This is a genomic window from Rahnella sp. 1L-D-7-B-C2, assembly GCF_057290995.1.
In genome coordinates this window covers 1-13,626 of record NZ_JBXAVQ010000009.1, presented here as the reverse complement: position 1 = coordinate 13,626, position 13,626 = coordinate 1, and the positions used below count along the sequence as shown (strand labels likewise).

Here is a 13,626-nt window from a genome sequence, read left to right as displayed (position 1 = left end):
GGATCCGTATGCCGGGGCTGGGGCTCGTCAGAAAATTTAACGACTGGGTGATGGGTGCCAGGGAAAACGACACCGTCACGCTGGTGTTGTATGACCGTACGCTGCTGTGGTTGACCTTTGGTCTGGCGATTGTTGGTTTTGTGATGGTGACATCGGCCTCGATGCCGATTGGTCAGCGTCTGGCGGATGACCCCTTCCTGTTCGCCAAGCGTGATGCGATTTATCTCGCGCTGGCCTTCGGAATGTCGCTGGTGACACTGCGTGTGCCGATGGCGGTGTGGCAGAAATACAGCAACGTATTGCTTTTGCTCTCAGTGGTGATGCTGTTGGTGGTGTTGGTGGTCGGCAGCTCGGTCAACGGGGCATCGCGCTGGATTTCCTTCGGCCCGCTGCGTATTCAGCCCGCCGAGTTTTCCAAATTGTCGCTGTTTTGCTACCTCGCCAGCTATCTGGTGCGCAAAGTGGATGAAGTCCGCAGTAATTTCTGGGGCTTCTGTAAGCCGATGGGCGTGATGGTCGTGCTTGCAGTGTTACTGCTGGCGCAGCCAGACCTCGGTACGGTGGTTGTACTGTTTATCACCACGCTGGCGATGCTGTTTCTGGCGGGGGCAAAAATGTGGCAGTTCCTGGCTATTATCGGCTCCGGTGCCTTTGCGGTTGTACTGCTGATTATCGCCGAACCCTACCGTATGCGCCGCGTAACTTCCTTCTGGAATCCGTGGGCAGATCCGTTCGGCAGCGGTTACCAGTTAACCCAGTCGCTGATGGCTTTTGGTCGCGGTGAATTCTGGGGACAGGGGTTAGGTAACTCTGTGCAAAAGCTGGAGTATTTACCGGAAGCGCATACCGATTTTATCTTCTCCATTTTAGGCGAGGAACTGGGGTATTTCGGTGTGGTTTTAGCCCTGTTGATGGTATTCTTCGTCGCTTTTCGCGCGATGTCCATTGGACGTCGTGCATTAGAGCTCGATCAGCGATTTTCCGGCTTTTTGGCCTGCTCAATTGGCGTGTGGTTTAGCTTCCAGGCGTTGGTTAACGTTGGGGCCGCAGCGGGGATGTTGCCGACCAAAGGTTTGACCTTGCCGCTCATCAGTTACGGTGGTTCGAGCCTGATCATTATGTCGACGGCAATCGTGTTATTGCTGCGAGTGGATTTTGAAACGCGGCTGGCAAAAGCCCAGGCGTTTGTAAGGAGTGCCCGATGAGTGGCAATACCCGGCGTTTAATGGTGATGGCAGGCGGTACCGGTGGGCACGTTTTCCCCGGGCTGGCCGTGGCACATCATCTGATGGATCAAGGCTGGGAAGTTCGCTGGCTGGGTACCGCAGATCGTATGGAAGCCGACCTGGTTCCTAAAAACGGCATTGAGATTGATTTCATTAAAATCTCAGGATTACGTGGGAAAGGTCTGAAAGCGCAACTCACTGCCCCGATTCACATATATCATGCGTGGCGCCAGGCAAAAGCCATCATGAAGCGTTTCCAGCCTGATGTGGTGTTAGGCATGGGTGGGTACGTTTCTGGCCCCGGCGGCTTAGCAGCATGGTCACTGGGCATTCCGGTGGTGTTGCATGAGCAAAATGGCATTGCCGGGATGACTAACCGGGGTTTGTCGCACATTGCCAAAAAAGTATTGCAAGCGTTTCCCGGCGCATTCCCGAATGCCGACGTGGTGGGTAACCCGGTGCGTACCGATGTGCTGGCGCTCGAATTGCCGGAAACTCGTCTGGCCGGGCGTGAAGGCCCCATCCGCGTTCTGGTCATTGGCGGAAGTCAGGGCGCGCGGGTACTGAACCAAAGCATGCCGGACGTGGCGGCGCTGATGGGCGATAAAATCACGCTGTGGCATCAGGTGGGCAAAGGTGCGCTGGAGTCTGTCAATCAGGCTTATGAAAAAGTCGGTCAGACGCAGCATAAAGTGACCGAATTTATTGATGACATGGCGCAGGCATATGCCTGGGCGGATGTGGTGGTGTGTCGTTCCGGTGCGTTAACGGTCAGTGAAATTGCTGCCGCCGGTTTACCGGCGATATTCGTACCTTTCCAGCATAAAGATCGCCAACAGTACTGGAATGCGTTGCCGCTGGAAAAAGCCGGTGCCGCGAAGATTATTGAGCAGAAAGATTTTAGCGCTGCTGCAGTGGCCGATTTGATGGCCGGATGGGACAGAACCCATCTTATGGAAATGGCACGTGCTGCACGCGCAGCTGCCATTCCTGATGCGACAGAGCGTGTGGCCGCCGAAGTGGTTGCCGCCAGTAAAAAATGAAATTGAACGGGCCGTGCAATGCAGGGTCCCAGCCGTAAGAAACGGATTAATCAGTAACCTGAAATAGTGAATAAAAACGTGAATACACAACAATTGGCGAAACTGCGTACCTTCGTGCCCGAGATGCATCGTGTCCGGCACATTCACTTTGTTGGCATCGGTGGTGCCGGCATGGGTGGTATCGCCGAAGTGTTGGCAAATGAAGGCTATCAGATCAGTGGTTCTGACCTGGCACCTAATGCTGTGACGCAGCAACTGACGGCGCTGGGCGCGAAGATTTATTTCAATCACCGCCCTGAGAACGTGCTGGATGCCAGCGTAGTGGTTGTTTCAACGGCGATCTCTTCCGATAACCCGGAAATCGTTGCCGCACGCGAAGCGCGGATACCTGTGATACGCCGCGCGGAAATGCTCGCCGAACTGATGCGTTTTCGTCACGGAATCGCCGTGGCAGGTACGCACGGTAAAACTACGACCACAGCTATGGTCACCAGTATTTATGCTGAGGCCGGACTGGATCCGACCTTTGTGAACGGTGGATTGGTGAAAGCTGCAGGCACGCACGCACGTCTGGGCTCAAGCCGCTTCCTGATTGCTGAAGCAGACGAAAGTGACGCGTCCTTCCTGCATCTGCAACCAATGGTGGCTATTGTCACTAATATCGAAGCCGACCACATGGACACGTATCAGGGCGATTTTGAAAACCTGAAACAAACGTTTGTGAATTTCCTGCATAACCTGCCGTTCTACGGACGCGCAGTGATGTGCATCGATGATCCGGTGATCAGGGAACTGCTCCCACGCGTTGGTCGTCATATCACTACCTACGGCTTTAGCGAAGACGCAGACGTGATGATCGAGAGCTACCGGCAGGAGGGCGCGCAAGGGCACTTCACTCTGCGTCGTCACGACCTGCCGCAGATCACAGTGACGCTGAACGCACCGGGCCGTCATAACGCCCTGAATGCAGCCGCTGCGGTTGCGGTCGCGACCGATGAAGGGATCTGCGACGACGCGATTTTGCGGGCGCTGGAAGGCTTCCAGGGCACCGGGCGTCGTTTCGATTTCCTCGGTGAATTCGCACTGGAGAATGTGAACGGCAAATCCGGCAGCGCCATGCTGGTTGATGACTACGGTCACCATCCGACAGAAGTGGACGCCACTGTAAAAGCGGCACGCGCGGGCTGGGCGAATAAACGTCTGGTGATGATTTTCCAGCCGCACCGCTACACGCGCACCCGCGATTTGTACGATGATTTCGCCAACGTGTTGTCACAGGTCGATGTACTGATCATGCTTGATGTTTACCCGGCTGGCGAAGCGCCGATTCCGGGCGCAGACAGTCGCTCGTTGTGCCGCACCATTCGTGCACGTGGCAAGCTGGATCCGATTCTGGTTTCTGATATTGACGCTGTGCCTGAAAGTCTGGCGCAGATCCTCGAAGGGGATGATTTAGTCCTGGTTCAGGGCGCTGGTACCATCGGCAAAGTGGCCCGCAAATTGGCTGATCAAAAGTTGCAGCCAGTAAAGAAAGGTGAAGAACATCATGTCTGAGAAAGTAGCAGTTTTATTTGGTGGTACTTCCGCAGAGCGCGATGTGTCATTACAGTCCGGTGCTGCCGTGCTGGCAGGCTTACGTGAGTCTGGCGTGGATGCTCACGGCATTGATACTAAAACAGCTAACGTTGCGCTGCTTAAAGAGCAGGGCTTTAGTAAAGTCTTTATTGCGTTGCACGGTCGCGGTGGTGAAGACGGCACGATGCAGGGCATGCTCGAGCAAATCGGCCTGCCGTATACCGGCAGCGGCGTGATGGCTTCCGCCCTGACCATGGACAAATTTCGCACCAAACTGGTGTGGCAGGCGCTGGGTTTGCCGGTTGCCCCATTCGTGGCGTTGCATCGTTCACAAATTGAAGAAGCAGGGCAGGGTGCTCTGGCAGCAAAAATCGCGGAGTTGGGTTTACCGGTGATCGTCAAGCCAAGTCGCGAAGGCTCCAGCGTTGGCATGAGCAAAGTGACAACCGAACAAGAGTTGTTACCAGCCCTGCAGGAAGGTTTCCGCCATGACGATAACGTCCTGGTGGAAAAATGGCTGAGCGGCCCGGAATACACCGTCGCTATCGTGGGTGAACAGGTGATGCCTTCAATTCGCATCCAGCCTGCCGGGACGTTTTATGACTATCAGGCAAAATATCTGTCTGATGAAACACAGTATTTCTGCCCAAGTGGTTTAAGTCAGGCGCAGGAAGACGCGTTGTCCGCTCTGGCATTACAGGCTTATCAGGCGCTCGATTGCAGCGGCTGGGGACGCGTTGATGTCATGCAGGATGGCGACGGTAGCTTTAATCTGCTGGAAGCCAATACGTCGCCGGGCATGACCAGCCACAGTCTGGTGCCGATGGCGGCGAAAAATGCCGGGCTGAGTTTCCCGCAATTGGTTTTCCGTATTCTGGAACTGGCTGACTGATATGTCTCAAGCCGCCCTGAATACCCGAGAGCGAGAGACGGCCGAGAGCAATAACGGCGGCCGTCGCAGTAATGGCGGCCAGCTGGCAGGGATCGTGTTTCTGCTGTTGGTCGCAGGCACCATCTTATGGAGTGCATGGGCCGTTGTTGTCTGGATGCAGGATGCAAACCGGCTGCCGTTATCGCAGCTGGTGGTGACCGGCGAGCGCCATTACACCACTAACGACGATATTCGTCAGGCGATCCTGTCCTTAGGGGCGCCGGGCACGTTCATGACGCAGGATGTGAATATCATCCAGCAACAGATTGAGCGTTTGCCGTGGATTAAACAGGCCAGCGTACGCAAGCAATGGCCGAACGAACTGAAGATACATCTGGTGGAGTATGTGCCGGTTGCACACTGGAATGATTTGCATATGGTCGATGCCGACGGCAAGTCATTCAGCATACCCGCCGAGCGAGTAGTGAATCAGAAAATGCCGTTGCTCTATGGTCCGGAAGGCAGCGAACAGGATGTTTTGCAAGGCTATCAAACGATGAGTCAGGCGCTGGCCGCCGGCAAGTTCACGTTGAAAGCCGTGGCAATGAGTGCTCGTCACTCGTGGCAGTTAACTCTGGATAATGATGTTCGGCTGGAATTGGGGAGAGATGACCGGATGGGGCGCTTACAACGTTTTATTGAACTTTATCCGAGATTCCAGCAACAGGCCGACGCCGATAAAAAACGCATCACTTATGTCGATTTACGTTATGACAGCGGTGCGTCAGTCGGTTGGGCGCCGGAGTTTATTGACCAGCAAAACAGTAATCAGCAACAGAATCAGGCACAGGCTAAACAACAATGATCAAGTCGACGGACAGAAAACTGGTAGTTGGGCTGGAAATCGGTACTGCAAAAGTCGCCGCATTGGTGGGTGAAGTCCTGCCCGATGGCATGGTCAATATTATCGGCGTGGGCAGTTGCCCATCCCGTGGCATGGACAAGGGTGGCGTTAACGATCTGGAATCGGTGGTGAAATGCGTTCAGCGCGCCATCGATCAGGCCGAACTGATGGCTGATTGTCAGATTTCCTCTGTTTACCTCGCTTTATCTGGTAAACATATCAGTTGTCAGAATGAAATAGGGATGGTTCCTATTTCAGAAGAGGAAGTGACGCAGGAAGATGTAGAGAACGTTGTGCATACCGCTAAGTCGGTGCGCGTGCGTGATGAGCATCGGGTGCTTCACGTTATTCCTCAGGAATATGCCATCGATTATCAGGAAGGCATTAAAAATCCGGTGGGGTTATCCGGCGTGCGTATGCAGGCTAAAGTTCACCTGATCACCTGCCATAACGATATGGCGAAGAACATTGTCAAAGCGGTTGAACGATGCGGTCTGAAAGTTGACCAACTGATTTTCGCCGGTCTGGCCGCCAGTTATGCCGTTCTGACCGAAGATGAACGTGAATTAGGTGTCTGTGTCGTCGATATTGGTGGCGGAACCATGGATATCGCTGTTTATACCGGTGGCGCACTGCGTCATACTAAGGTTATCCCTTATGCAGGGAATGTGGTCACCAGCGATATCGCTTATGCGTTTGGTACACCACCGACTGATGCCGAAGCCATTAAGGTTCGCCATGGTTGCGCATTAGGGTCGATTGTCGGCAAAGACGAAAATGTCGAAGTGCCGAGCGTGGGCGGACGTCCGCCGCGCAGTCTGCAACGGCAGACACTGGCTGAAGTCATCGAGCCTCGTTATACAGAATTGCTAAATCTTGTGAATGACGAAATTTTGCAATTGCAGGAGCAGTTACGTCAGCAGGGCGTAAAACATCATCTGGCCGCAGGTATCGTATTGACAGGCGGCGCAGCACAAATTGATGGTCTGGCAGCTTGTGCGCAACGGGTATTCCATACTCAGGTGCGTATCGGGCAACCTCTGAACATCACCGGGCTGACAGATTATGCGCAGGAACCTTACTACTCAACTGCTGTAGGGCTGCTGCACTATGGTAAAGAGTCTCACCTGAGCGGTGAGGCCGAAGTGGAAAAACGCGCCTCAGTGGGCAACTGGTTCAAACGAATCAATAGCTGGCTGAGAAAAGAGTTTTAATGTTTTAACAACGGGATCATGCTTTCAAGTATTTCGATCCCGACGCGACAGGCACAAAACGGAGAGAAACTATGTTTGAACCTATGGAACTGACCAACGATGCGGTGATTAAAGTCATCGGCGTCGGCGGTGGCGGCGGTAACGCTGTCGAACACATGGTGCGTGAGCGCATCGAAGGTGTTGAATTCTTTGCCGTTAACACCGACGCTCAGGCGTTGCGTAAAACGGCAGTAGGCCAGACTATTCAGATCGGTAGCGGTATTACCAAAGGTCTGGGTGCTGGTGCGAACCCGGAAGTGGGTCGCAATTCTGCAGAAGAAGATCGTGAAGCCCTGCGTGCTGCGCTCGAAGGTGCTGATATGGTCTTTATCGCAGCGGGCATGGGCGGCGGTACCGGTACCGGTGCAGCGCCAGTGGTTGCTGAAGTCGCTAAAGATTTAGGTATTCTGACCGTCGCTGTCGTGACTAAGCCATTCAATTTTGAAGGCAAAAAACGCATGGCATTCGCGGAGCAGGGTATCGCTGAGCTGTCCAAACACGTGGACTCCCTGATCACTATCCCGAACGACAAACTGTTGAAAGTTCTGGGTCGCGGTATTTCCCTGCTGGACGCCTTCGGTGCGGCCAACGACGTGCTGAAAGGCGCGGTACAGGGTATTGCAGAGCTGATCACCCGTCCGGGTCTGATGAACGTTGACTTCGCCGACGTGCGCACCGTGATGTCCGAAATGGGTTATGCCATGATGGGCTCCGGCGTGGCTTGTGGTGAAGACCGTGCAGAAGAAGCGGCTGAAATGGCGATCTCCAGCCCGCTGCTGGAAGATATCGACCTGTCAGGTGCTCGCGGCGTTCTGGTCAACATTACTGCCGGCTTTGACTTGCGTCTGGATGAATTCGAAACCGTGGGTAACACCATCCGTGCTTTCGCTTCTGACAACGCAACCGTGGTTATCGGTACTTCTCTTGACCCGGAAATGAATGACGAACTGCGCGTAACAGTCGTGGCAACCGGCATTGGCATGGACAAACGTCCTGAGATCACTTTGGTGACCAATAAGCCAGCCAGCCAGCCTGTTATGGATCATCGTTACCAGCAGCACGGGATGTCTCCGTTGCCGCAGGAAACGAAGCCAGCTGCCAAAGTGGTTAACGATCAAAGCGCGCAATCCAATAAAGAGCCCGACTATCTGGACATCCCAGCCTTCCTGCGTAAGCAGGCAGACTAGTCCGAATTGTAGGATCTCCGCTCTTTGTGCTAAACTGTCCCGCCAACCTTAATGTACTATGAAAAGGTTGGTAGGATAGATGGATAACATTGCGAGATAAAAACGATGATCAAACAACGTACATTAAAACGTATCGTTCAGGCGACGGGCGTCGGTTTACATACCGGCAAGAAAGTCACCCTGACTCTGCGTCCTGCACCGGCCAATACCGGGGTCATCTATCGTCGCACTGACTTGAATCCACCGGTCGATTTCCCGGCAGATGCCAAATCCGTGCGTGATACCATGCTCTGTACTTGCCTGGTTAATGAGCATGACGTACGTATTTCTACGGTAGAGCACCTTAATGCGGCCCTCGCAGGCTTAGGCATCGATAACATTGTTATCGAAGTCGATGCGCCTGAAGTGCCAATTATGGATGGTAGTGCTGCACCTTTCGTCTATCTGTTGATGGATGCAGGGATTGAAGAGCTGAACTGCGCGAAGAAATTCCTGCGCATCAAACAGACTGTGCGTGTTGAAGACGGTGACAAGTGGGCCGAGTTTAAACCTTTCAATGGTTTCTCTCTGGACTTCACTATCGACTTTAAGCACCCGGCGATTGATTCCAGCTCACAGCGCTACAAAATGAATTTCTCTGCAGAAGCATTTGTTCGCCAAATCAGCCGCGCACGCACATTTGGTTTTATGCGTGATATCGAGTACCTGCAGTCACGTGGTTTGTGCCTGGGTGGCAGCTTTGATTGTGCGATTGTTGTGGATGATTACCGCGTACTTAACGAAGATGGCCTGCGTTTTGAAGATGAGTTCGTTCGTCACAAAATGTTAGATGCTATCGGCGATCTGTTCATGTGTGGACATAACATCATTGGTGCGTTTACCGCATACAAGTCTGGCCATGCATTGAACAACAAGTTACTGCAAGCGGTATTGGCGCAGCAGGAAGCCTGGGAACTTGTTACCTTCCAGGATGAAGCTGAAGTGCCATTGGCTTTTAAAGCCCCTTCTACAGTATTGGCATAATCAGTACAGATATTACGGTTTTACTTATTACGACTGGTTGTTCTGGCACTCTCTCCGGCCAGGTCAGCCAGTCGTTCTAATGCCTTCCTTAATTTTTCCGGGCTACGGCTCGCCAGTCCTCTCAATTCATCCGCACTCTGTGAACTCAAATGCCTGACTGGCATCGACTCTGCTGCGATCGCTTTATTTTTCTCAGCAATCTGCGAAGCATTTTCCATTTTAGCCATCAACGAAGGATTAATCCTGATGTCGATTGATGACAATGATGGTAGAATTTGCGCTCGAAGTGCGGAGAGTAATGCCGGTTGTTCATAGCGTAATCGCATCATCCAGCTGGCATTAGCGATTTCCAGCACTAAAACTCCCTGTCGATAATTACCGACGCGACACCATGGTTGCATGGGCGACGGTAACAGACCCTTCACTGCGCGGTTGAGTTTTAATAACGCCGCAGCGCGCTGTTGTACATTCCGCAGCGGGCTTTGTTCCGTTGAAGAGGCGTCATCGAACAGGATATCTAATAATTGTGGGCGACTATCGCGCATGATGGGCTCCGGCGGATTGTAAACGTGTGATTGGTATTCTAAATCGTTGGCGACAATTTGGCAGAAAGTATTTTTGGCCGCATCTCCTGTTGGGGATGGTCGCGGCGAGCCTTGGCGTGTCGACGAATCTCTCACAAACGGAACTGGCCGCAGTTCCTAATACGTCTTCAAGTCTAAACCGTCTAAACATTGGCAATACCGGGCTAAGTAATCTCGCCTTACTTCAGGCGCATCGTCGCCCGTCTTTCGGTGTGGATTACTGGCAGCAGCATGCGCTACGCACGGTAATCCGTCACCTTTCTTTTGCTCTGGCACCGCAGGTCGTTTATACCGCCGCGCCGGAAGTGGTCGCTGAAGAAGCCGAGCCGCTGCACGTTCAGCAGATGGCTTTGCTGGTGACCCTGAATGCCTTACTGACCCATGAATCCAAACCTCCGGTGATCATTCGTCGGACGCAGCAGCCGTTGCTGACCACCTCCTCTTCGCATCAAACCGGCCTGTGGCTGGCACAGGTGCAAGGCATTCGTGCCGGCCCGGTCACCCTGATTTAACACTCGTATTTAAGTAATTTATCTATAAATCAATAAATTAGGGTCGTGTTTGACGACCTCAAAGAGATATTAAGCATCATGTTAATCAAATTATTGACCAAAGTTTTTGGTAGCCGTAACGATCGTACATTGCGCCGTATGCGCAAAGTGGTTGAGCTCATCAACCGTATGGAACCTGAAGTTCAGAAGCTGACAGACGATCAGCTGAGAGCCAAAACTGATGAATTCCGTGCACGCCTGGCGAAAGGCGAAGTGCTGGAAATGTTGATCCCTGAAGCCTTTGCTGTGGTACGTGAATCCAGCAAACGTGTATTCGGTATGCGTCACTTCGACGTGCAACTGCTCGGTGGTATGGTGCTCAATGAGCGTTGTATCGCAGAAATGCGTACTGGTGAAGGTAAAACCCTGACGGCAACGCTGCCGGCTTATTTGAACGCGCTGAGCGGCAAAGGCGTTCACGTCGTGACCGTCAATGACTACTTAGCCCAGCGTGACGCCGAAAATAACCGTCCATTGTTTGAATTCCTGGGCCTGAGCATCGGGATTAACTTACCGGGCATGCCTTCCCCTGCCAAGCGCGCAGCTTACGCAGCGGACATCACTTATGGTACGAACAACGAATACGGTTTTGACTACCTGCGTGACAACATGGCGTTTAGCCCTGAAGAACGTGTACAGCGTAAACTTCACTACGCGCTGGTGGATGAGGTCGACTCCATCCTTATCGATGAAGCTCGTACTCCGCTGATCATCTCCGGTCCGGCCGAAGACAGCTCAGAAATGTACACCCGCGTAGACAAACTGATCCCTAAACTGATTCGTCAGGAAAAAGAGGATTCAGATTCCTTCCAGGGCGAAGGCCACTTCTCCGTGGATGAGAAAGCACGTCAGGTTCACCTGACGGAACGCGGTCTGGTGCTGATTGAAGAAATGCTGGTAGAAGCGGGCATCATGGAAGAGGGCGAATCCCTGTATTCCCCGACTAACATCATGCTGATGCACCACGTAACTGCTGCGCTGCGTGCGCACGTGCTGTTCACCCGCGATGTCGATTACATCGTGAAAGACGGTGAAGTTATTATCGTCGATGAGCACACTGGCCGTACGATGCAGGGCCGCCGCTGGTCTGATGGTTTGCATCAGGCAGTGGAAGCGAAAGAAGGTGTGGATATTCAAAACGAAAACCAGACGCTGGCTTCCATCACTTTCCAGAACTACTTCCGTCTGTACGAAAAACTGGCCGGTATGACCGGTACCGCAGATACCGAAGCATTCGAATTCAGCTCCATTTATAAGCTTGATACCATTGTTGTGCCAACGAACCGCCCTATGGTGCGTAAAGATATGGCAGACCTGGTTTATATGACTGAAATGGAAAAGATTGGCGCAATCATTGAAGACATTCGTAATTGTACTGCCAACGGCCAGCCGGTTCTGGTGGGTACGATCTCGATTGAGAAATCAGAAGTCGTCTCCAACGAACTGACCAAAGCGGGTATCGCGCACAGCGTACTGAACGCCAAATTCCACGCCAAAGAAGCGGAAATCGTTTCTCAGGCAGGTCAGCCAAGTGCGGTAACTATCGCAACCAACATGGCAGGTCGTGGTACCGATATCGTGTTGGGCGGCAGCTGGCAGGTTGAAGTTGAGAATCTGGGCGAAGAAGCCACCGACGAGAAAATCGCAGAAATCAAAGCAGCGTGGCAGATTCGTCATGATGCGGTGCTGGCCTCAGGTGGTTTGCACATCATTGGTACCGAGCGTCATGAATCACGTCGTATCGATAACCAGCTGCGCGGCCGTGCGGGTCGTCAGGGTGACGCCGGTTCTTCACGCTTCTACCTGTCAATGGAAGATGCCCTGATGCGTATCTTCGCGTCCGATCGCGTTTCCGGCATGATGCGTAAACTGGGTATGAAACCGGGCGAAGCGATTGAGCACCCTTGGGTGACCAAGGCAATTGCCAATGCACAGCGTAAAGTTGAAAGCCGTAACTTCGATATCCGTAAGCAGTTGCTGGAATACGATGATGTGGCAAGCGATCAGCGTCGTGCGATCTACAGCCAGCGTAATGAACTGCTGGATGTCTCTGACGTGAGCGAAACCATCGCCAGCATTCGTGAAGACGTGTTCAAAACTACCATCGACAGCTACATTCCGCCTCAGTCATTGGAAGAAATGTGGGATGTTGAAGGTCTGGAACAGCGTCTGAAGGCCGATTTTGAGCTTGAAATGCCGATTGCAGAGTGGCTTGATAAAGAGCCAGAGCTGCATGAAGAAACTCTGCGCGAACGGATTATGGAACTTGCGAAAGAATCTTACGCCCGTAAAGAAGAAGTGGTTGGCGCTGAAATGATGCGTAACTTCGAGAAAGGCGTGATGCTGCAAACCCTCGATTCCTTGTGGAAAGAGCATCTGGCGGCGATGGATTATCTGCGCCAGGGTATCCATTTACGCGGTTACGCGCAGAAAGATCCAAAGCAGGAATACAAACGCGAGTCCTTCGCCATGTTTGCTGCAATGCTTGAATCACTGAAATACGAAGTCGTCAGCGTGCTGAGCAAAGTGCAGGTTCGTATGCCTGAAGAAGTGGAAGCGATGGAGCTTCAGCGTCGTGAAGAGGCCGAGCGTCTGGCGCGTCAGCAACAACTGAGCCATCAGGATCAGCTGGAAGTTGAAGTGGAAGAGGCAGCACGTCTTGCTTCTTCGGGCGAGCGTAAAGTCGGGCGCAACGATCTTTGCCCGTGCGGTTCCGGTAAAAAATACAAACAATGCCATGGCCGCCTGCAAAAGTAAGATATCAGGCTAAGTCATCGTGTTAATCTTAAAGGCGGCTAATCACCGCCTTTATTTTTTGTCTTAAAAGTACGGTTCAGTACAGGAATTTCAGTCAGGGGAAAGGTGAATACTGTGACGCTTAAGCAACTGAATATCTCAGTCGGCATCATCCGTAATGCGCAGAAAGAAATTTTTATTACTCAGCGTGATGCTTCATCACACATGGCAGGTTTTTGGGAGTTTCCCGGCGGCAAGATCGAATCGGGGGAGACGCCTGAACAGGCAGTGATCCGCGAATTACAAGAAGAAGTCGGGATCGAGGCTACATCTCTGGTATTGCTCGATACTCTTGAGCACCGCTTTCCTGACCGTATCATTAGGCTGCACTTCTTTATGGTGGAAGGCTGGAAGGGCGAGCCGTATGGTAAAGAAGGCCAGCCGAAACGCTGGATTGCACAGTCGCAGCTAAATGAAGCAGAGTTTCCGCTGGCCAATGAAGCGATCGTCCGGGCGCTGAAAAATAATCAGTTCTGATAGACGTTAAATTCCGCGTACGAAAAAGGGGCCGAAGCCCCTAATGCCGATCGTTTAAGGATCAGTTGACCGATCCAGTGGCTCGTGTAAAAAGGGTTCATGCTCAACATGGACCCTTTTTAAATGGAACTTTCAC

At 52.6% G+C, this 13,626-nt stretch carries 12 protein-coding genes; 11 read left to right on the top strand and 1 reads right to left on the bottom strand.

The genetic code is table 11. The features are described from left to right. Nucleotides 1-2 precede the first annotated feature (2 nt). The 8 genes from ftsW to lpxC all read left to right on the top strand — a co-directional run bounded on the left by ftsW (nt 3) and on the right by lpxC (nt 9,082). Nucleotides 3-1,205, top strand: coding sequence for a cell division protein FtsW (gene ftsW, locus AC0Z7K_RS15335; protein ID WP_413527961.1), 1,203 nt, complete (start codon nt 3-5; stop codon nt 1,203-1,205). Then, nucleotides 1,202-2,269, top strand: coding sequence for an undecaprenyldiphospho-muramoylpentapeptide beta-N-acetylglucosaminyltransferase (gene murG / locus AC0Z7K_RS15330; protein WP_413527827.1), 1,068 nt, complete (start codon nt 1,202-1,204; stop codon nt 2,267-2,269). Before ftsW ends, murG begins: the two co-directional genes overlap by 4 nt. A gap of 78 nt (nt 2,270-2,347) precedes the next feature. Continuing rightward, a complete protein-coding gene (gene murC / locus AC0Z7K_RS15325; protein WP_485615088.1) occupies nt 2,348-3,823 on the top strand; it encodes a UDP-N-acetylmuramate--L-alanine ligase in 1,476 nt (491 codons plus the stop codon). Next, complete coding sequence (locus AC0Z7K_RS15320; protein WP_485615087.1) at nt 3,816-4,736, top strand: D-alanine--D-alanine ligase; 921 nt, start codon at nt 3,816-3,818, stop codon at nt 4,734-4,736. The genes murC and AC0Z7K_RS15320 overlap by 8 nt, the downstream gene beginning before the upstream one ends. 1 nt (nt 4,737) lies before the next feature. Next, on the top strand, nt 4,738-5,580 hold the full coding sequence (gene ftsQ / locus AC0Z7K_RS15315) for a cell division protein FtsQ (protein ID WP_485615086.1): 843 nt from the start codon (nt 4,738-4,740) through the stop codon (nt 5,578-5,580). Beyond that, the gene (gene ftsA, locus AC0Z7K_RS15310) at nt 5,577-6,833 is read left to right on the top strand and encodes a cell division protein FtsA (protein WP_009634688.1); all 1,257 of its coding nucleotides are present in this window, start codon (nt 5,577-5,579) and stop codon (nt 6,831-6,833) included. Before ftsQ ends, ftsA begins: the two co-directional genes overlap by 4 nt. A 71-nt stretch (nt 6,834-6,904) precedes the next feature. Further along, nucleotides 6,905-8,059: a cell division protein FtsZ gene (ftsZ, locus tag AC0Z7K_RS15305; protein ID WP_013577005.1), complete on the top strand. Its 1,155-nt coding sequence runs from the start codon at nt 6,905-6,907 to the stop codon at nt 8,057-8,059. A 105-nt stretch (nt 8,060-8,164) separates the two neighbouring features. Continuing rightward, nucleotides 8,165-9,082, top strand: coding sequence for a UDP-3-O-acyl-N-acetylglucosamine deacetylase (gene lpxC / locus AC0Z7K_RS15300; RefSeq protein ID WP_112168705.1), 918 nt, complete (start codon nt 8,165-8,167; stop codon nt 9,080-9,082). A 20-nt stretch (nt 9,083-9,102) separates the two neighbouring features. Here the strand turns inward: lpxC and AC0Z7K_RS15295 are convergent, their stop codons facing one another. Then, nucleotides 9,103-9,627 carry a DUF721 domain-containing protein gene (locus AC0Z7K_RS15295; RefSeq protein WP_112168704.1) on the bottom strand — a complete coding sequence of 175 codons (525 nt, stop codon included), beginning with the start codon at nt 9,625-9,627 and terminating at the stop codon, nt 9,103-9,105. 26 nt (nt 9,628-9,653) lie between these two features. Here AC0Z7K_RS15295 and secM point away from each other — a divergent pair, with 26 nt between their 5' ends. From secM to mutT, 3 genes are all read left to right on the top strand, one after another. Continuing rightward, nucleotides 9,654-10,178 carry a secA translation cis-regulator SecM gene (secM, locus tag AC0Z7K_RS15290; protein WP_413527831.1) on the top strand — a complete coding sequence of 175 codons (525 nt, stop codon included), beginning with the start codon at nt 9,654-9,656 and terminating at the stop codon, nt 10,176-10,178. A gap of 78 nt (nt 10,179-10,256) precedes the next feature. After that, on the top strand, nt 10,257-12,974 hold the full coding sequence (secA, locus tag AC0Z7K_RS15285) for a preprotein translocase subunit SecA (RefSeq protein WP_413527832.1): 2,718 nt from the start codon (nt 10,257-10,259) through the stop codon (nt 12,972-12,974). A 114-nt stretch (nt 12,975-13,088) separates the two neighbouring features. Continuing rightward, on the top strand, nt 13,089-13,490 hold the full coding sequence (gene mutT, locus AC0Z7K_RS15280; protein WP_485615085.1) for an 8-oxo-dGTP diphosphatase MutT: 402 nt from the start codon (nt 13,089-13,091) through the stop codon (nt 13,488-13,490). Nucleotides 13,491-13,626 lie beyond the last annotated feature (136 nt).